Source organism: Thalassobaculum sp., from assembly GCF_040219615.1.
Classification (GTDB): domain Bacteria; phylum Pseudomonadota; class Alphaproteobacteria; order Thalassobaculales; family Thalassobaculaceae; genus Thalassobaculum_A.
The window spans coordinates 364244-381492 of record NZ_JAVJSE010000010.1; the positions used below are offsets into that span (position 1 = coordinate 364244).

At 70.3% G+C, this 17249-nt stretch carries 16 protein-coding genes; 5 read left to right on the forward strand and 11 right to left on the reverse strand.

The window, feature by feature from the left end; all coding sequences use genetic code 11:
* Positions 1-32: 32 nt before the first annotated feature.
* A complete protein-coding gene (locus tag RIC31_RS06500; protein WP_350104457.1) occupies positions 33-446 on the reverse strand; it encodes a universal stress protein in 414 nt (137 codons plus the stop codon).
* A gap of 547 nt (positions 447-993) precedes the next feature.
* On the opposite strand from RIC31_RS06500, the gene RIC31_RS06505 reads away from it, so the two are divergent.
* Positions 994-1839: a c-type cytochrome gene (locus RIC31_RS06505; RefSeq protein WP_350104459.1), complete on the forward strand. Its 846-nt coding sequence runs from the start codon at positions 994-996 to the stop codon at positions 1837-1839.
* A 13-nt stretch (positions 1840-1852) separates the two neighbouring features.
* Here the strand turns inward: RIC31_RS06505 and RIC31_RS06510 are convergent, their stop codons facing one another.
* Positions 1853-2587 (reverse strand): GntR family transcriptional regulator, encoded by a 735-nt coding sequence (locus RIC31_RS06510; RefSeq protein WP_350104461.1) that lies wholly within the window; start codon positions 2585-2587, stop codon positions 1853-1855.
* Positions 2588-2751: 164 nt separating this feature from the next.
* Here RIC31_RS06510 and RIC31_RS06515 point away from each other — a divergent pair, with 164 nt between their 5' ends.
* Positions 2752-3036, forward strand: a complete 285-nt coding sequence (locus RIC31_RS06515) for a UxaA family hydrolase (RefSeq protein ID WP_350104464.1) — start codon at positions 2752-2754, stop codon at positions 3034-3036.
* 17 nt (positions 3037-3053) lie between these two features.
* Positions 3054-4232 (forward strand): UxaA family hydrolase, encoded by a 1179-nt coding sequence (locus RIC31_RS06520; RefSeq protein ID WP_350104466.1) that lies wholly within the window; start codon positions 3054-3056, stop codon positions 4230-4232.
* Positions 4233-4332: 100 nt separating this feature from the next.
* Here RIC31_RS06520 and RIC31_RS06525 read toward each other — a convergent pair whose 3' ends face one another.
* From RIC31_RS06525 to RIC31_RS06535, 3 genes are all read right to left on the reverse strand, one after another.
* Positions 4333-5724 carry a c-type cytochrome gene (locus RIC31_RS06525; protein WP_350104470.1) on the reverse strand — a complete coding sequence of 464 codons (1392 nt, stop codon included), beginning with the start codon at positions 5722-5724 and terminating at the stop codon, positions 4333-4335.
* Positions 5725-5791: 67 nt separating this feature from the next.
* Positions 5792-7960, reverse strand: a complete 2169-nt coding sequence (locus RIC31_RS06530) for a xanthine dehydrogenase family protein molybdopterin-binding subunit (protein WP_350104473.1) — start codon at positions 7958-7960, stop codon at positions 5792-5794.
* Positions 7961-7971: 11 nt separating this feature from the next.
* Positions 7972-8418, reverse strand: a complete 447-nt coding sequence (locus RIC31_RS06535) for a (2Fe-2S)-binding protein (RefSeq protein WP_350104475.1) — start codon at positions 8416-8418, stop codon at positions 7972-7974.
* Between the two features lie 209 nt (positions 8419-8627).
* Here RIC31_RS06535 and RIC31_RS06540 point away from each other — a divergent pair, with 209 nt between their 5' ends.
* Positions 8628-9881: a phytanoyl-CoA dioxygenase family protein gene (locus RIC31_RS06540; RefSeq protein WP_350104478.1), complete on the forward strand. Its 1254-nt coding sequence runs from the start codon at positions 8628-8630 to the stop codon at positions 9879-9881.
* Positions 9882-9888: 7 nt separating this feature from the next.
* On the opposite strand, the gene RIC31_RS06545 is transcribed toward RIC31_RS06540, so the two are convergent.
* The 3 genes from RIC31_RS06545 to RIC31_RS06555 all read right to left on the reverse strand — a co-directional run bounded on the left by RIC31_RS06545 (position 9889) and on the right by RIC31_RS06555 (position 11651).
* On the reverse strand, positions 9889-10674 hold the full coding sequence (locus RIC31_RS06545) for a sulfite exporter TauE/SafE family protein (protein ID WP_350104480.1): 786 nt from the start codon (positions 10672-10674) through the stop codon (positions 9889-9891).
* A gap of 82 nt (positions 10675-10756) precedes the next feature.
* Complete coding sequence (locus RIC31_RS06550; RefSeq protein WP_350104482.1) at positions 10757-11311, reverse strand: rhodanese family protein; 555 nt, start codon at positions 11309-11311, stop codon at positions 10757-10759.
* Positions 11312-11315: 4 nt separating this feature from the next.
* Complete coding sequence (locus RIC31_RS06555) at positions 11316-11651, reverse strand: ArsR/SmtB family transcription factor (protein WP_350104484.1); 336 nt, start codon at positions 11649-11651, stop codon at positions 11316-11318.
* Positions 11652-11742: 91 nt separating this feature from the next.
* Between RIC31_RS06555 and RIC31_RS06560 the strand changes: the two genes are divergently transcribed.
* A complete protein-coding gene (locus tag RIC31_RS06560) occupies positions 11743-12630 on the forward strand; it encodes an MBL fold metallo-hydrolase (RefSeq protein ID WP_350104486.1) in 888 nt (295 codons plus the stop codon).
* 21 nt (positions 12631-12651) lie between these two features.
* On the opposite strand, the gene RIC31_RS06565 is transcribed toward RIC31_RS06560, so the two are convergent.
* Genes RIC31_RS06565 through RIC31_RS06575 form a run of 3 tightly spaced genes read right to left on the reverse strand, consistent with a single transcriptional unit; the run spans position 12652 to position 17232 of the window.
* A complete protein-coding gene (locus tag RIC31_RS06565; RefSeq protein ID WP_350104488.1) occupies positions 12652-13827 on the reverse strand; it encodes a serine hydrolase domain-containing protein in 1176 nt (391 codons plus the stop codon).
* A gap of 41 nt (positions 13828-13868) precedes the next feature.
* Positions 13869-15470, reverse strand: coding sequence for a serine hydrolase (locus RIC31_RS06570; RefSeq protein ID WP_350104490.1), 1602 nt, complete (start codon positions 15468-15470; stop codon positions 13869-13871).
* Between the two features lie 43 nt (positions 15471-15513).
* Positions 15514-17232 (reverse strand): ShlB/FhaC/HecB family hemolysin secretion/activation protein, encoded by a 1719-nt coding sequence (locus RIC31_RS06575; RefSeq protein ID WP_350104493.1) that lies wholly within the window; start codon positions 17230-17232, stop codon positions 15514-15516.
* Between the last annotated feature and the right edge of the window lie 17 nt (positions 17233-17249).

Consider the following 17249-nt stretch of genomic DNA (forward strand, 5'->3'; position numbering starts at 1 on the left):
CTGCGCCGCGCGCTTTTCGGGCCGGCGGCCGGCTATCGGATGACGAAGACCGAGACGCTGGCGTGATTGGCCAGATAGCCGGCATTGCTGGCGAAGATGTGCTCCGGGAGCCCCGGAACGTGCGACGCCATGACCACCAGGTCGGCGCCGGTATCGGCGATCGCCTGCATCAGGGAATCGTCGAGGTCGACGGCGGGGTCATGGCTGACCACCATCCGGGTCGACGCGTCGATCCCGTGCCTGGCGGCCTGATCCTTGCCGAAGGCTTCTAGCTTGCCGGCGAATTCCTGGGGCGTGTGGGCCACCCGTCCGGGGGTCGCCGCGGTGATGCCGACATAGCAGACCGGGATCCGGTAGTGCTTCGACAGGTCGGCAGCCGTCTCGAGGGCCTTCTCGAGGCGGTCGGCATGTTCCAGGTCGACCGGAACCAGGATGCTCTTGTACACGGCGTCTCCTCCTGCTTGGTCCTCATCGCGATTGTCGTGTCCGGGTCGCGGCATCATGGCGGCCTCGGCCTGCGGGCACCGGATGACGCACGCCGCTCCGAACCGGGCGTGCCCTCGAACACATCTCTGCGATCCGCTTAGTATTTGCCGTTCGCGCGAACCTCGCTTCTCCGAATCCGTCAGTCATCAATCCACTATTCAATCTTCTCCAGCACCCCGATCACGATAACCGAAAACACACCATCGGAAAACGACGTCCCATATCTGACCCTGTTCTGTCGCTCTCGGTACCGGACAGACCGTTGATCGACGCAGTTCCGGCAAATCATCCGATCGTGACCGGCTTCATCCTATGGCGCGGCGCGCTATGCTGTGTTCATTCTGCGGCCGAATCTGTCCGATGACCGACGCCCGCCGTGCTTGTCGCTGTCGCACGCACCGCCCGGGTTGCCTTGCCGGACGGCTTGTCCAAAACGACAGTCGACCGTCCGGGTCGTCCGGATAGGATGTGCGACAGCGTTCCCCGCAGCACCACTCGGAGTAGGAAATGTCCAGGCCGCGCATGTGCACGAGGCTGGCGAGCCTGCTGGCCCTCGCGATGCTGACCGCAACCGCGGCCGCCGCCGCCGAGACCACGCTGACGGTCGTCGACGCCGACGGCGCCTCCCACCGGTTCCCCGTCGAATCGCTGCTGGGCCGCCCGGACGTCGAGACCGTGACGGTGGCCGGCGACCCGGCCTACGGCGACGCCTCGCCGGCCTATCGCGCCATTCCGCTGACCGGGCTGCTGGCCGGGCTGCCGGTCCGGGGCGCCGATATCCTGGAGGCGACCGCGCTCGACGGCTTCGTCGCGCAGCTGCCGGCCGGCAAGGCCCTGAGCGCCGACCCGGCCGGGGCGCGCGCCTGGCTGGCGATCGAGGATCCGGCGAAGCCCTGGCCGAACCTGCCGGGCAAGAAGGTGAGCGCCGGGCCGTACTACCTGGTCTGGAGCAATCCAAAGCGATCCGGCATCGGGCCGGAGGCCTGGCCGTACCAGGCCGTCACCCTGAAGCTGACCGCCTCGGTCGCCAGTCGCTTCCCGGCGATCGTGGTCGCCGAAACCCTGGCCGCCGACGACCCGGCGCGCCGGGGCCAGGCGGTGTTCGTCGACAACTGCTTCGCCTGCCATCGCATGAACGGCGCCGGCGAGGCGTCGATCGGGCCGGACCTCAACCTGCCGATGAACCCGACGGAGTACTTCCAGCCGGAGGTGCTGCCGCTGTTCATCCGCGATCCGAAGACCGTCCGCGATTGGGGCGAGCAGAAGATGCCGGGCTTCGGGCCGGACGTCCTCGGCGACCGGGATCTCGACGCGGTCATCGCCTATCTCGCCCACATGGCGGGGCGACGCTAGACGCCGGGACCGCCTACACCAGCTCGACCCGGTAGCGGTGGGCGTCGGTACGGCAGCGGCTGAGCCGCCACTCCACCGGCATGCCGTCCAGGCTGCTGGCCAGCCGGTCGATCTCCAGCAGCGGGGTGCCGGGCGCCACGCCAAGGAGTTCGGCGTCGCGCTCGTCGGCGGCGACCGCCCGCAACTGCTCGGCGGCCCGGTACACCGTCACACCGAAGCGCTCCTCGTACAGCGTGTACAGGGTGTTCGGCAGGTCCTCCGGCGCCACCTCCGCCAGCGCGCCGAACAGCCGGCCGGGGAGCACCAGGCGCTCGACCAGCAGCGGCCGGCGGCCGGCCGAGCGGACCCGGTCGATGACCACCACCGGTGCGCCGGCCGGCAGGCCGAGCCGGGCCGCCTCGGGACGCTCGGCCCGGCGCCGGCGGCAGGCCAGCACCCGGCTGTCCGGAGTCGGCCGGGCGCCGACCGCGTCGACCATCCGGAAGAAATGGAACAGCGAGCGCTCCGGGTCGTGGCGGCACACGATGGTGCCCTTGCCCTGGTGGCGGACCAGCAGGTTCTCGGCCACCAGCTCGTCGAGCGCGCGCCGCACGGTGCCCGGGCTGACGCCGAACGATGCGGCCAGCTTCGGCTCGCTCGGCAGCATGTCGCCGGGCTTCCAGGTCTCGTCGATCAGCCGACGGATGACCCGCTGCTTTACCTGCTTGTACAGCGGGCCCTGGCCCGGCCTCATCGGCTCTGCGGTCACCGCGCGACGCTCCGTCTGCTGCCTGCGGAATACGGGCTCTCCCGGACGAGTCTTGTATAAGACCTACAAGTCTTGTATTCAATGGCGACGGTCGCAACGCCGCCTTCCGAGAGCGCCCGGCCGACCGCAGGAAACGCTCCCAGAGACCTCCGACGAGAGCCGCGATGACCAATCATTTCAACGTCCACCACAAGGCCGACACGGTCGGCGTGATCACGGTGGAAGGGATCGAGGCCGGCCAGGAACTGACCGGCTGGATCATGGAGACCGACGAGACCGTCGTGCTGAAGGCGCTGGACCCGATCCCGATCGGCCACAAGATCGCGCTCGGCGACATCCGGAGCGGCGACACCATCCTCAAATACGGCCACGACGTGGGCAAGGCCGTCGCCGATGTCGGCAAGGGCCACCACGTGCATGTCCACAACATGAAGACCAAGCGCTGGTAAGCGAGGGAGACACAGTCATGGTGGACAAGAGCAAGCTGAGCTTCCAGGGCTACCGCCGCGAGAACGGCCGCGTGGGCATCCGCAACCACGTGATCATCCTGCCGCTGGACGACCTGTCGAACGCCGCCTCCGAGGCGGTCGCCAACAACATCAAGGGCTGCCTGGCGATCCCGCACGCCTATGGCCGGCTGCAGTTCGGCGCCGACCTGGACCTGCACTTCCGCACCCTGATCGGCACCGGCTGCAACCCGAACGTCGCCGCCGTCATCGTGATCGGCATCGAGCCGGGCTGGACCAAGCGGGTGGTCGACGGCATCGCCGCCACCGGCAAGCCGGTCGAGGGCTTCGCGATCGAGCAGCACGGCGACATCAGCACGATCGCCCGCGCATCCTACCGGGCCAAGCAGTTCCTGCAGGACGCCACCGAGAAGCTGCGCGAGGAATGCGCGATCGACGAGCTGTGGGTCTCGACCAAATGCGGCGAGAGCGACACCACCTCGGGCCTCGGCTCCTGCCCGACGGTCGGCAACCTCTACGACAAGCTCGACCCGATGGGCATCACCTCCTGCTTCGGCGAGACCTCGGAGATCACCGGCGCCGAGCATGTCTGCGCCGGCCGGGCGATCAACGAGGAGGTCGGGAAGAAGTTCCTGGCGACCTGGCAGGCCTACATGGACGAGGTCATCGAGCCGCACAAGACCTCGGACCTGTCGGAGAGCCAGCCGACCAAGGGCAACATCGAGGGCGGGCTGACCACCATCGAGGAGAAGGCCTTCGGCAACCTCGAGAAGATCGGCAAGACCGTGAAGTACATCGACGTGCTGGAGCCGGCCGAGGCGCCGTCGAAGGGCCCGGGCATGTATTTCATGGACACTTCCTCGGCGGCCGCCGAATGCGTCACCCTGCAGGCCGCCGCCGGCTTCGCGGTGCACCTGTTCCCGACCGGCCAGGGCAACGTCATCGGCAACCCGATCGAGCCGGTGATCAAGCTCAGCGCCAACCCGCGCACGGTCCGCACCATGGGCGAGCACATCGACCTGGACGTCTCCGGCATCCTGCGCCGCGAGATGACCCTGGACGAGGCCGGCGACGCCCTGATCGACGTCATGATCCGGACCTGCAACGGCCGGCTGACCGCGGCCGAGGCCCTCGGCCATCGCGAGTTCGTGCTGACGAAGCTGTACCGGAGCGCCTGAGGCCGCTCCGACGGAGTCCGGGAGATCCGGGCGCACGAGGCCGGAACCGAGGTGCGCCCGGAAATCCCGCAGTCATGCCGACCGACTTCTTCGGGTCGCGCTACAGCGTCTTGAGGAATTCGATCAGTGCGCGCTTGTCCGGCTCGGTCAGGCCGGCCGGGGGATAGACATGCCCCTGGTTGCCGAAACCGCGCTGGTCGGTCCGGTAGTGGCGCCGCCTCTCGGCCGGGTCCGTCAGGTTCTCGGGCAGGCGGTCCAGGGCGGTCGCCTCGACGCCTAGCTTCGCGTGGTCGTAGCCCGCGTCGCTCCGGGTCCATATCGCCGGCCGTTCGGACGGGGTCAGCAGATCCCACATCGTGGGCACCGAGCCGTTGTGGAGATACGGCGCCGTCGCCCAGATCCCGTCCAGCGGCTGCGCCACGTAGCCCCCGGTGTCCGGGTACAGGGGCGTGGCGCCGTCGTGACCGAACCAGCCATCGCCCAGATGCACCTTGAAGTCGCGCGGCATGTCGTTGGCGCGCACCGGGTCGGTGCCGACCTCTGCGACCGGGATCACACGCTCGGGGTAGCTGTCGCCGATACCATGGCAACCGACGCAGTCCCGCAGGTAGAGGAGGCGGCCGCGTTGCGCCAGCGCCTTGTCGACCGGCCCCGGATAGGGCGGGGCCTCGACGGCGTCTATCCAGGCGAAGATGTCGCGGAACGGCTCCTCCAGCGCCCGGATCTGTTCGCCGGTATACGCAAAGCTGGCGATGAACTGCATGATGTCGCGGTGCGACTTGCCGATGAAGGCATCGGCGTAATACCGGGTCTTGCGCTTCGACAGCCAGTACGCCGGCGTCTTGGTCGGCAGGTACATCTGCTCGGCGGTCGGGGCGGGGAACTGCAGGGTCTCAGTCCGCTCGGCCCGGCGATCACGGAGCAACAGCAGGGCAATCGCCCCGCCCCAGGCATTGTTGGGGCCGCGGACGGAACTCTCGGGCACCGGCGGAACGCCCTCGGGCCAGGGCGGTGTCGCAATGTTGCGCTGGGCCCGCAAGGCAGCCACGTCCTCATAGAAGGTCGCGAGGTCCACGAGGCTGTTCCCGAGGCCCCGGATCACCTTTCCCGCGACCGGCCCGCCGTGACAGGACAGGCAGTTCTCCGCCAGGTTGCCTTTGCCATCCGGGGTGAACTGCTGCGGGATAGGCCCCTCTCGGTCGGGGGTCTCCTGGAAGCCATAGCGCGCAAGCAGCATGCGGCGACGCTCAGCGGGTGTCGCCGCCGCGGCGGCGGCGCGTTGCGGTTCGGGCCAGGTCTGCCAGAGGTCGAAGTACTCCGACTCCGTCAGGGTGGGCGGCAGCAGCGGCAGGGTCAGCAGCAGACGATAGCCGCGCTCGGCCTGGGTCTCCGCCGCTGCCGGGACAGGTGCTTCCAGAACGATGGCTGCGATCGCGGCGAGAATCGCCGGAACAATGCTGCTGGCGAGGCTGCGGATCGAGGTTCCAGGCATCGTTCGAACTCCGGAAGTTGACCCAGAACCCGTGTTCGGCATCCGCGATGGTAAGGTCGCCGCGGAATCAAGGCAACCGGATCGGCAGCCGCCGGACCGCTCGACCGCTGGCGGCGAGAACGGCATTGCAGACCGCGGGGGCAATGGGCGGCACCCCGGCCTCGCCGACGCCTCCGAGCGCATCCGCCGCCGCCTGCCGGTCGGTCGTGCCCGACACGATGTGCACGTCGACGGTCGGGCTGTCGGCCAGCGACAGCAGCCGGTACCCGTCGAGATTGGCTTCCTGCACCTGCCCGCGGCGCACGGAGACCGAGCCATGCAACGCGGCGGTCAGCCCGAAGATGATGCCGCCCTCCATCTGCGCGGCAACGGCGTCGGGATCGAGCGCGATGCCGCAGTCGACGGCACAGTTGACGTGATGAACGCGCAGGCCGGCGGTCGACAGGGCGATCTCGACCGACTGCGCCACCACGCTGCCGAACGACGTGTGGATCGCGGTCCCGCGGAACCGTCCATCGGCCGCCGGCGCGGGCCACATCGCCGCCACGGCGTCGAGCACCGCGAGTTGACGCGGCGCCGCTTGCAGCAACCGCCGGCGCAGCGCCACCGGTTCCAGGCCCGAGTGATGCGCGATCTCGTCGATCGCATGCTCGACGAACCAGGCGTTGAAGCTGTGCCCGACCGAGCGCCACCAGCCCACGGGCAGACCGACGTCCGCGTCGCTCCACTCGACGCGGCGATGCACGAAGGCGTACGGGTTGGCGACCGCGCCCTCCACGGCCTCGGGATCGGCGCCGGCGGGCGGTTGCCCGCCATGGCGATAGGGATCGCTGGCCGTCCGCAGGTCGGGTACGGCGATGCGTTGCTCCCAGCGCACGGGGACGCCGTCGCGATCGAGGCCGGCTTCGATCCGGCAGGCCGCCGGCGGGCGGTAGTTGTCGTGGCGCAGGTCCTGGGTCCGCGGCCAGATCAGCTTGACGGGATGGCCGGCGGCGCGGGCGGCCAGTGCGGCCTGCACGATCACCCTGGTGTCCAGGTTGCGGCCGAAACTGCCCCCGGCGAGGGTGGCGCGGATGTCGACCTCGGCTTCCGGGCGTCCCAGGGCCGCCGCCACGGCAGCACGCGCTGCGCCTGGCGCCTGGGTGGGCGCCCAGACCGCCACGCGGCCCGGGGTGACGTGAACGGTGGCGTTGGGCGGCTCGATCGCGGCATGGGCGAGCGGCGGAACCTCGTAGTCGAGCCTGAGAGTTCGGACCACGCGGGAGGTTGCGGCCGCGGCGTCGCCGGTGCTTTCGGCGACCACCGCCGGCCCGTCGAGAGCGCCCTTCAGCCGTGCCGAGATCGCCGCGCTGTCCAGAGCGGCAGGCGGGCTTCGATCCCAGTCGGGGCGCAGTGCAGCGGCCGCGCGCTCGGCCGTCCAGAATGACCTGGCCAGCACCACCACCGCATCCTCGAGCGGGACGACCGCTGTCGTGCCGCCTACCGCCAGCGCCGGCGCCGGGTCGACCCGGCGCAAGCGGCCGCCTGCGACGGGCGCGTTCAGGACGGCACCCACCATCATGCCCGGCACCTCGACGTCGATGCCGAAGCGTGCCGTGCCGAGTACCTTGGCCAGGCTGTCGACGCGCGGTCGCGGACGCCCGAGCAGTCGCCAGGCGCCCGGCCGCCGCACGGCCACGTCCTGCGGCGGCGTCAGGCGCGACGCGGCGGCGGCAAGGGCCCCGTAGCCGAGCACCGCCCCGGTGCGGGCGTTGCGGACCGCACCGTCGTCCGCGACACAGTCGGCGACCGGACACCGCCAACGCTCGGCGGCCGCCGTCAACAGCATTGTCCGCATTGCCGCCGCGGCCGTCTGAAGGGCGGGGAGAGCCACCCTCGCACTCGTACTGCCGCCGGTCACCTGGCTGCCGAAAAACGGGTTGGCGTAGCCCGGAGCGACCGGTGCCGGCAGTACGGCGACGCCGGCCGGCTCGATCTCGAGTTCCTCGGCGACGATGGTCGCGACCAGGGTGTGGATGCCTTGGCCCATCTCGGTGAAGGCCGAGTAGGCGGCGATGTCGCCGTCGCCGGCGATCCGGATCCAGGCCCACGGTCCGGGCGGATCCTTGCCCCCACCGCCCGGATCGTCGCCGTCGGCCGGGATCGCCGCCGCGGCTGCACCGAAGCAGCCAAGGGCAAGGCCGCCGGAGGCCGCGCCGGCGAGCAGGACCCAGCGTCGGCTGGCCGGCCGGTTCATGGCGATACCGCTCACGATCCGAGCAAGGCGCGGAGCGCCTTCAGAACCCGCGGATAGGTGCCGCACCGGCATAGCACGTTCAACCGCGCCGCCGCCCCCGCCGCGCTCGGTCTTGGCGATTCGCCCAGCAGCGCCAGCACCCCCATGATCATGCCGGGCTGGCAGTAGCCGCATTGCGAGACCCCGTGGTCGAGCCAGGCCTGCTGCACCATCGTGATCCGGCCGCCGGCGGCCACGCCCTCGATCGTGGTCACGGCCAACCCTTCCGCGGCGGCGAGCGGCAGCATGCAGGAGGGCACCGCCACACCGTCCAGGTGCACCATGCAGCTGCCGCACCGGCCGATGCCACAGCCGTATTTCGTGCCGGTCAGGCCGAGATCTTCCCGCAGCACCCACAACAGGGGCTTGTCGGGTGGAGACTCGACGGAACGAACGGAACCGTTCACCAGGAGATTCATCTTTCGGTTCAAACCCGCGGTGGACCGGGACTTGGATCCTGCCACCGGCCACGGCGTATTCCAACTCGGGCGACCGGAAGCGCCCTGATCGACGTCATGATCCGGGCCTGCAACAGGCGGTTGACGGTCGTCGAAGCCCGCGGTCATCTTGAGTTGGTGCTGGGGAAACTTTACCGGAGCGCCTGAGACCGCTTCGATGGGGCTGAGGGATGGCGCTTACGGGGAACGTGGACGGCCTGTTCGAAGGGGTCATTCACGGCTGGGCCTGCCGGCCCGACCGACCGGAACTGCGGGTCGAGGTGGTGGTCCGGGCGGACGGCGAGGACGTCGTCCGGGCCACGGCCGACCTGCAGCGGGACGACCTGGCCGGGCACGGGATCGGCGACGGGCGCTACGGCTTCGAGATCCCGGCGCCGCCCGGCCTCGCCAAGTTCCGCCTGTCCGTGCAGTTCGCCGAGAGCGGCGAACCGATTCCCGGCAGCTTCGCGGACAATCTCAGCGTCGCCCGTCGGCTGGAGCTGCCGCGCGCCGAGAACCCGCTGGTGGAAGAGCTGATCGCCGAGGACGGCCTGTCGGACCGGCAGGCCGGGCTGGTCCGACAGTTCGCCCGCGACGGCTTCCTGAAGTTCCGGGTCACCGACCCGGCGTTCGACGAGCTCGCGGACGCCGCGATCGCCGGCGTCGACTGGTCGAGTTCGAACGGCATCCGCGTGCAGGATGCCTGGCCCGAAGTCGAGGCGGTGCGCCGGCTGGCGTCCCTGCCCGAGGTGATGGACCTGCTGGAACTGCTCTACGGCCGGCCGGCGGTGCCGTTCCAGACCCTGAGCTTCCGGGTCGGCACCCAGCAGGAGACCCACTCCGACTCGCTCCACTTCTCCAGCCGCCCGGGACGCTTCATGTGCGGGGTGTGGATCGCCCTGGAGCCGGTCGACGAGCGCAACGGGCCCCTGCACTACTTCCCCGGCTCGCACCGGCTGCCGATCTATGACCTGAACGACCTCGGGCTGCTGGGAGACGAGGCCAGCATCGAGCAGAACTACGAGATCTACTGCGACATGCTGCAGGCGATGATCCGTGCCCACGGCCTGCACAAGCAGCTGGCGCTGATGGATCGCGGCGAAGGCATCGTCTGGGCCGCCAACCTGTATCACGGCGGCGACCCGATCCTGGACCGGACGCGGACCCGCTACAGCCAGGTCACCCACTACTACTTCGAGGGCTGCGCCTACTACGCGCCGCTCAGCTCGGATCCGTTCCTGAACCGCTACGACCGGCCCGACCGCCGGGACGTCCGGACCGGCCGGCCGATCGGGCACTGGTTCGGGACCCGCCCGGTCGGCGAAGCCGACCGCGCCGACGAGCCCGCCATCCTTCGTGCCCCTCCGGCGGCCCGACCGCTGGCGGCCCGACCGCTGGCGGCCCGACCACTGGCGTCCCGGCTCCGCCGATTCCTGGGCCGCTGACCGGGTCTCACAGAACGCCCAGGCTGCGGACCAGCATGTAGCCCGCGACCGCGAAGATCAGCGTCGCGAAGACCGTGTTCAGCAGGCCACGCCGGCCGGCCAGGATGCGCGCGAACCGGCTGCCGAGCAGGCCGCCGGCGATACCGCCGACGATGAACAGCGCCGCCAGGACCCAGTCCAGCTTGCCCGAGGCGGCGTAGTTGCCGGCGGTGGTCAGGCCGAAGGCGGTGACCGCCACCAGCGACGAGCCGACCGCGTTCAGGATCGGCATGCCGGTCGCCGCCAGCAGGCCGGGCACGATCAGGAAGCCGCCGCCGATCCCGAAGAACCCGGACAGCGCGCCGGCGCCCGAGCCGACCGCCAGCAGCTTCGGCAGGTTGCCCCGGTTCAGCCGGACCCCGGCATCGCCCGTCCCGTCGCGCCGGCGCAGCATCAACGCGCCGACCACCATCATGAGGACCGCGAACAGCGCCAGCAGCTTCTGGCCGTCGACCATCTTGCCCAGGGTCGAGCCGGCCAGGGCGCCGACCACCCCGGCGGCGGCGAACACCGACGCGCAGGGCCACTTCACCGTGCCCTGGCGGGCATGCGTCGCGAGACTGGCCGCCGCATTCGCCGCTACCGCGACGGCGCTGGTGCCGATCGCGACATGGGCGTCGGTGACGCCCACCAGATAGATCATCAGCGGCACCGCCAGGATCGAGCCGCCACCGCCCACCAGGCCCAGCGTGAACCCGACGAGCGAACCGGAAGCCAGCCCCAGCCCGTCCTGGAGCAGCGTGAGAGTGGCCATCGGAGGAGCCCTGCAGTCGATGGATGGCGGCGCCGTGCGACGACGGCGACCCGGGCCGGCGGCCGGGCGGTCAGGCAGTGGGTCAGGCGGTCCGGGTCGTGCCCGACCCGGCATAGGTCGAGCGGTTCCACGGCGCATGCACCAGCACCCTGGCCAGGCCGCAGAAGCCGGTGACACCGGCGGTCAGCAGGCCGGCACCGACAAACAGCGGGACCGCCAGGAACCAGGGCGAGACCAGGATGCCGAGCAAGGTGCCGAGGAACGCGAGGCCGCCGGCGCCGATCTGGACCTGGCGCTGCAGTTCCAGCGGCCGGCCGCGGTCGACGGCGACCGGCAGCCCGGCCTTCTTCCAGGCGTCGAGTCCGCCGTCGATCAGATAGGCCTCGCAGCCCTCGCCGACCCGGGCCGCCAGGTCGCCGGCGTTCGCCCGAGTGCGGGCGCCGCTGCGGCAGTGGAACACCACCGCCCGGCCCTCCGGCACCGCCAGCTCGCTCTCGTCGAGCCGCGACAGTGGCAGGTTGCGGGCGCCCGGGATGGTCTCGCGGGCATGCTCGTCGGCCTCGCGGACGTCGACCAGCACCGCCCCGTCGTCGAGGAGGCGACGCGCCTCGGTCGCGGAAATCGTTGCAAGCGCCATGGTGTCACTCCTCCGTGGCAGTCGTATCGGTTGCACAGAACTCGTCATGCAGGACGGCGAACAGCCGCTCGAGCCGGGGATCGGCGATCCGGTACCACAGCGTCTGGCCTTCCCGGCGATAGCTCACCAGCCCCTCGGCGCGCATCTTGGCGAGATGCTGCGACAGGGCCGGCTGCGACAGCCCCACCGAGGCGGCCAGGGCGGTCGGCGTGGCCTCGCCCTGCTCGACCAGCCGGCACAGGATCGTCAGCCGCCGGGCGTTGGCGATCGCCCGCAGCACGCCGGCGACCTCCGCGGCCTTGCGTTCCAGAATCTCGGGATCAAATTCGGTCTTGGGCATTGCGGTCTCTATTTAAGACATCACTTAATTGGAAGTTGCTTATGTATCTGTCAAGGGTGTTCAATGCACCGGTCAGAGCGGAGGTGAGACGATGAGCGGCAAGCCCGTGATTCATGCGTTTTTCGACGAACCGACGAACACCATCAGCTATCTGGTCGCCGACCCGGCGACCGGCCAGGCAGCGGTGATCGATCCGGTGCTCGACTACGAGCACAGCTCCGGCGAGGCCGACACCAGATCGGTGCGGGCGATCCTGCGGGCCGCGGAGACGGCGGGCTGGAAGATCGTCTGGACCCTCGAGACCCATGCCCATGCCGACCACCTGTCCGGCTCGCCCTACATCAAGGCGCACACCGGCGCGAAGATCGGCATCGGCGAGCACATCAGGGACGTCCAGAAGCTGTTCCGGCCGGTGTTCAACGCCGCCGACCTGAAGACCGACGGCAGCGACTTCGACCATCTGTTCGCCGACGGCGAGCGCTTCCGGATCGGCGAGATCGAGGCCGAGGTGCTGTACACGCCCGGGCACACCCCGGCCTGCGTCACCTACCGGATCGCCGATGCCGCCTTCGTCGGCGACACCCTGTTCATGCCGGACTACGGCACCGCCCGCGCCGATTTCCCGGGCGGCGACGCCCGCGCCCTGTACCGTTCGATCAAGCGGGTGCTGGCGCTTCCCCCCGAGACCCGGCTGTTCATGTGCCACGACTACAAGGCGCCGGGCCGCGACGAATATGCCTGGGAGACCACCGTCGCCGCCGAGCGCGCCGGCAACCGGCACGTCCACGACGGCGTCAGCGAGGACGAGTTCGTGGCCATGCGGACCGAACGCGACGCCACCCTGTCGACGCCGAAGCTGCTGCTGCCGTCGGTGCAGGTGAACATCCGCGCCGGCCGGTTCCCGCCCGCCGACGCCAACGGCGTCCACTACCTCACGATCCCGGTCAAGCTGAAGGGCGGCGCCGAGGCCGGGCTGTGACCGGCCCGGCGCCCTGCCCGGTCAGCGGTACCGGGTGTACAGCAGCCCCATCGCCTTGCCGGCCGCCAGATCGGCGGCGCGACCGCCGATGTTGACCGCCACGACCACGGCGATGTCCTTCTCGATGTCGATCAGGATCTTCGCCAGGTTCATGCCGTTCGAACCGTTGTGGGTCACCAGATCGCGGTCGGCCCAGTCGAACTTCTCCAGGCTCCACCCGAAGGCGTAGCCGCCCTCCGCCGGCGTCCCCGGCGGCGGGTTCGGCCGGCTCGGGGTGCGGACCTTCTCGGCCATCAGGTAGGCCAGGGTCTCGGGCTTGACCAGCGCCGGCCCGCGCCTGGCGCCGCCGGCCACCCAGGCGCCCCAGCGCGCGAAGTCGAGGATCGACATGTGCACGGTGCCGGCCGGTCCGAGCAGCGAGGGCATGTCGGCGCCGGTCCCCCACAGCCGCGGCTCGGCGGTGCCGTCCGGCTTCGGCAGGTGGCCGGCCATGGCGTCGATCCGCCCGGGCGTCAGGGTCGCCCCCAGCCCGGCGGAGCCCAGATTCAGGGGGTCGAAGATCCGCTCGCGGATGAGCCGTTCCCAGGGCTCGCCGCTGGCCGCCTCGATCATCGCGCCGGCCATCATGTAGCCGAAGTTGGAGTACTGGAACGGCGAGCCCTCGGGCACCACCGGCATGTTGTTCTTCCAGCGTTCGAGCGCCCGCAGCCGCAGGGTCGCGGACTCGTGGTCGAAGGCGTCGGTGTTGAAATAGATGTCCATCATCGCGGGGGTGTCGGACGGGATGCCGCTGGAATGCGACAGCAGCTGCTCCAGCCGGACCTTGGCGAGCGCCGGGTAGATCCCCGGCACCAGCGGACCCAGGACCTCGCCGATGGTCGAGTCCCAGCGCAGCCTGCCCTTCTCCACCAGCATGGCGGCGATCAGCGCGGTCATCGCCTTGCCGTCGGAGCCGATATGGACCCGGTCCTCGACGGTCGCCGGGCGGTCGTAGCCGAGGGCGCGCAGGCCGGCGGCACCGGCGCCGACGATCCGGCCGCCCTTGGCGACCGCCGCCACGATACCCGGCATGCGGAACTCCTGCTGCACCGGCAGCAGCACGGCATCCAGGTTCTCGGTGGCCGCTGCAGGCTGCACCGGCGACATCCAGGACCCGACGATCAGGGCCAGGGCCAGGGTGGTGGATCCGAGTCTCATGATGCTGTCTCCTCCAGGTCGTGGCTCACCGCGATCCCGGCCTAGCGGGACACGCTGCGGACGAAGGTCCCCAGCCCGTTGCGGTCGTAGAAGTCGATGACGGCCTCGGATACGCCTCCGGACGGGTCCAGCCGGAAACCGACGCCGGCTATCAGGCTGGCGTTCTCGCCCGGCGGCACGAAGGTGAAGGTGTCGCCGTCGTAGTGCGTGAGCGAGAAGCTCGTCCGGGCCGATTGCGGTCCCAGGGTCATCGTCAGGCGATCGCCGTCGAGCGAGACGTCGAGCGCGCCGTAGTATCCGTTGTCGTAGCGGCCGACATACTCCGGCAGGGCGAGCGGCGGCCGCGCGGTGGCAGGGCGTGGCGTGTAGTCGAACGCCGCCATGTCGGCGGCGAACATCGCCTGGAAGATCGACCCGAACAGGCCGAACCAGTCGACGGTCGGGGTGCCGTTCCGGGCGATGTCGAGAAAGCTCTTGGCGATCCCTTCCGGCACCCCGATCGGCTGGCCGTTGGTCAGCACGGCGATCCCGAGCTGCTCGCCGGGGATCAGGTCCACGAAGGTCGAGGTCCCGAGATAGAACGCCCCGGCATGCCCGATCTCGAGCCGGCCGAGATCGTCGTAGCTGACGTTCCAGCCGAGCCCGTAGAAGCCGGGCCGGCTGAGCGGGGTCCGCGGTAGCCCGGGCATCGCATGGGGCGCGTGGGTGACCGCCAGCGCCGCCGGATCGACCAGCGTCCTGCCGTCGACGGTACCGCCGCCGAGCTGCAGGCGGAGGTACTGCGCGACGTCGGCGATCGACCCGCTGGCACCGCCCGCCGGGGCCTGGGCGTCGGGCTGACGGTCGTGCTTCGCCACCCACATGTCTCCGACCCTGACGTGGATGCTCGCCCGATTCCGGTGCGCCAGATAGTCGGCGTGGCGGTAGCTCGACCGCGTCATGCCCAGGGGCTCGAAGAGCGCCTTGTCGGCCAGGTCCTCCCAGGTCGTGCCGGCGGCACGGGCCGCCGCCTCGCCGCCCAGGGTGTATCCGTAGTTGCTGTAGTGGTAGCTCGCCCGGAACCGGTCGAGCGGCTGCCGGTCGAGGCGCGACAGGATGTAGTCCCGGTCGTATCCGAGATCCTCCAGCAGATCGCCGGCCGCGGTGTAGAGCCCGGAGCGATGCGACAGCAGGTCGGCGACGCTGACATGGGCGGTGACATAGGGATCCGACAGCGCCGCCGCCGGGAAATGCTTTCGGATCGGCTCGTTCCAGTCCATCAGGCCGCGCCCGACCACCGTCGCGACGACGGTGGAGGCGATCGGCTTCGACACCGAGGCCAGCAGGAACACGGTGTCGGTGTCGACCGGCTCCGGCCGACCGGCCTCGCGCACCCCGAAGCCGCGCGCGTAGACCACCTGGTCGCGGTAGACCACGGCCACGGCGACGCCCGGCACGCCGGTTCTCGCCATCGCTGCCTCGACGAGGCCGTCGAGCCCGGCGACCGCGCCGTCGACCATCTGCTCGGTCAGCAGCGGCGGAACGAAGGCCGGCGGCGTCGGGCGAAGCGCGCCCGGGGTCTGGGCGGACACCGGGCCGACCGGCCCGGCCGCCAGCAAGGCGGTAGCCGTCAGGGTGGCGAACGACCGGCGGAAGCATTGCATTGTCAGTCTCCAGCATGAAAATCGGCGCCCGGTCGGCATCGGGTCAGAACCGCTTCTTCAGCGACAGGAACACCCGGGCCCCGGGGTCCTCGGCGTCACCGGTGTCGATCGGCACCGCCAGGGTGGTGTCGACCGCGAAACCGCCGTCGAGGACGGCGCGAAATCCCAGACCGGCCGACCCGATGGTCGTGCGCCCGTCGTCGCGATCGCCGCCCCGGAACCACAAGGCCCCGTAATCGACGAAGCCGTAAACGGCGGAGGCCAGGACGATGTCGACCGGGGCACCCGTGTCGACCGCCAGTTCGAGCGACCCCAGGATCCCGGAATCGCCCGAGGCCGTACCGTTGTCGAATGCCCGGCCATAGGGCTCGCCGCCGAACGAGAGCTGGACCTCGCCCGGCAGCGGCCCGAAGGCATACTGCCCGGCGAGGCTGGCGACCAGGCCGACCCGCTCGGACAGGTCCGCGGAAAACGCCGCCCCGGCGGTCGCCGCCTGGAACTCGGTCTCCGCCGCGGTTCGGCTGGCGAGCGCCGAGCCCTCGTCCGTCGCGTCGAGCAGGTCGATCCCCTGGAGGTATTCGGCCCGCAGGTCGAGCGCCCCGATGCCGAGGTCGTGCTCGCTCGCCACGCCGGCCGAGAGCCAGCGGTAGCGGTCGCGCGACTGGGTCTGTCCGCCGATGTCGACGTCGGTGTTGCGCGCCGTGAGCGCGACATTGGTCCAGAGGCTGTGCGCAATGGTCCGCAGCACCGGGTAGGAGACGTAGACCTCGCCGGTAAAGGACGCGACCTCCACGTCGAGGCTGTCCAGTTCGCCGCCCGGCCGCGAGCTGGCGGCGTCCAGACGGTAGCCCACATGCAGGCCGTCGCCGCCGACCGGAAGGTCCTGGGCCAACTGGCCGAACAGCAGCTCGCGCGGCTGGTTCGGGATCGTCACGCCGGTCAGCGTGGTGGATTCGAACAGCCCCAGAACATCGTTCTCCTGGTAGGTCCCGAACGCCTGGACCGGGCCGACTTCGTCGGTCCCGCGGTTGTCGAGCGAGACCCGGATCACGCGCTTCGCGAACGCGATGTCCAGGGTGAGGCTGCCCCCGTTGCCCGGAACCTCCGGGCGGCGCAGGCTCGCCTCGATGTTCATGCCGGCGATATCGCTCATCAGCAGCAGTATCCGCTCGATCCGCCTGATCCGCAGCGGCTGCATCGCGACCAGTTCGGCGATGTAGGGATCGAGGCGCCTTCGGAGGCGCGGATCGTCGCCCCTGGTCTCGACGGTTCGGATGAAGGACTGGTCGAAGACCACCACCCGGACGTCGCCGTCCGCGAGATCCTGGACCGGAACCGTCGCCACGGTCAGGATCCCGGCCGTCAGGTAGCGTTGCTCGATCCGGGCGGTCAGCGCGAACAGATCGGCGACCGGGATCTCGCGTCCCACCAGGCCGGCCCAGAGCGGCCGCAGGTCGTCCGGCGTCAGCTCGGTCGCGCCCTCGATCCTGATGTTGCGCAGCACGAAGCTGCGCTGGGCCGCCAGCTCGGCTGGAATCCGCTCCTCCAGCGTCGGGACCCGCAGGCTCGCCGAGCCTTTGACCGGCGGCGGCGAGAAGCGCTCGATGATCCGCGACTGCTCGACGACGACGTCCTCGACCACGCGGTTCTGTGCCCAGGCGGGGACGGCGGAACCGGACCAGAGCAGCAGACTCGCGCCGGCCGCGATCCACCGGATGAGCCCGGACGCCGGCCCGGCCGGCTTGCCAAGAAGGTCGATCATGTCTCCGCCTTGGCGTT

Bases quoted from the DNA above. Each gene is read 5' to 3' on its own strand.
- RIC31_RS06525 (WP_350104470.1), bottom strand. From the start codon at position 5,724: ATGCCTGGAACCTCGATCCGCAGCCTCGCCAGCAGCATTGTTCCGGCG.
- RIC31_RS06545 (WP_350104480.1), bottom strand. From the start codon at position 10,674: ATGGCCACTCTCACGCTGCTCCAGGACGGGCTGGGGCTGGCTTCCGGT.
- RIC31_RS06515 (WP_350104464.1), top strand. From the start codon at position 2,752: ATGACCAATCATTTCAACGTCCACCACAAGGCCGACACGGTCGGCGTG.
- RIC31_RS06530 (WP_350104473.1), bottom strand. From the start codon at position 7,960: ATGAACCGGCCGGCCAGCCGACGCTGGGTCCTGCTCGCCGGCGCGGCC.
- RIC31_RS06575 (WP_350104493.1), bottom strand. From the start codon at position 17,232: ATGATCGACCTTCTTGGCAAGCCGGCCGGGCCGGCGTCCGGGCTCATC.
- RIC31_RS06540 (WP_350104478.1), top strand. From the start codon at position 8,628: ATGGCGCTTACGGGGAACGTGGACGGCCTGTTCGAAGGGGTCATTCAC.
- RIC31_RS06520 (WP_350104466.1), top strand. From the start codon at position 3,054: ATGGTGGACAAGAGCAAGCTGAGCTTCCAGGGCTACCGCCGCGAGAAC.
- RIC31_RS06555 (WP_350104484.1), bottom strand. From the start codon at position 11,651: ATGCCCAAGACCGAATTTGATCCCGAGATTCTGGAACGCAAGGCCGCG.
- RIC31_RS06565 (WP_350104488.1), bottom strand. From the start codon at position 13,827: ATGAGACTCGGATCCACCACCCTGGCCCTGGCCCTGATCGTCGGGTCC.
- RIC31_RS06570 (WP_350104490.1), bottom strand. From the start codon at position 15,470: ATGCAATGCTTCCGCCGGTCGTTCGCCACCCTGACGGCTACCGCCTTG.
- RIC31_RS06505 (WP_350104459.1), top strand. From the start codon at position 994: ATGTCCAGGCCGCGCATGTGCACGAGGCTGGCGAGCCTGCTGGCCCTC.
- RIC31_RS06535 (WP_350104475.1), bottom strand. From the start codon at position 8,418: ATGAATCTCCTGGTGAACGGTTCCGTTCGTTCCGTCGAGTCTCCACCC.
- RIC31_RS06560 (WP_350104486.1), top strand. From the start codon at position 11,743: ATGAGCGGCAAGCCCGTGATTCATGCGTTTTTCGACGAACCGACGAAC.
- RIC31_RS06550 (WP_350104482.1), bottom strand. From the start codon at position 11,311: ATGGCGCTTGCAACGATTTCCGCGACCGAGGCGCGTCGCCTCCTCGAC.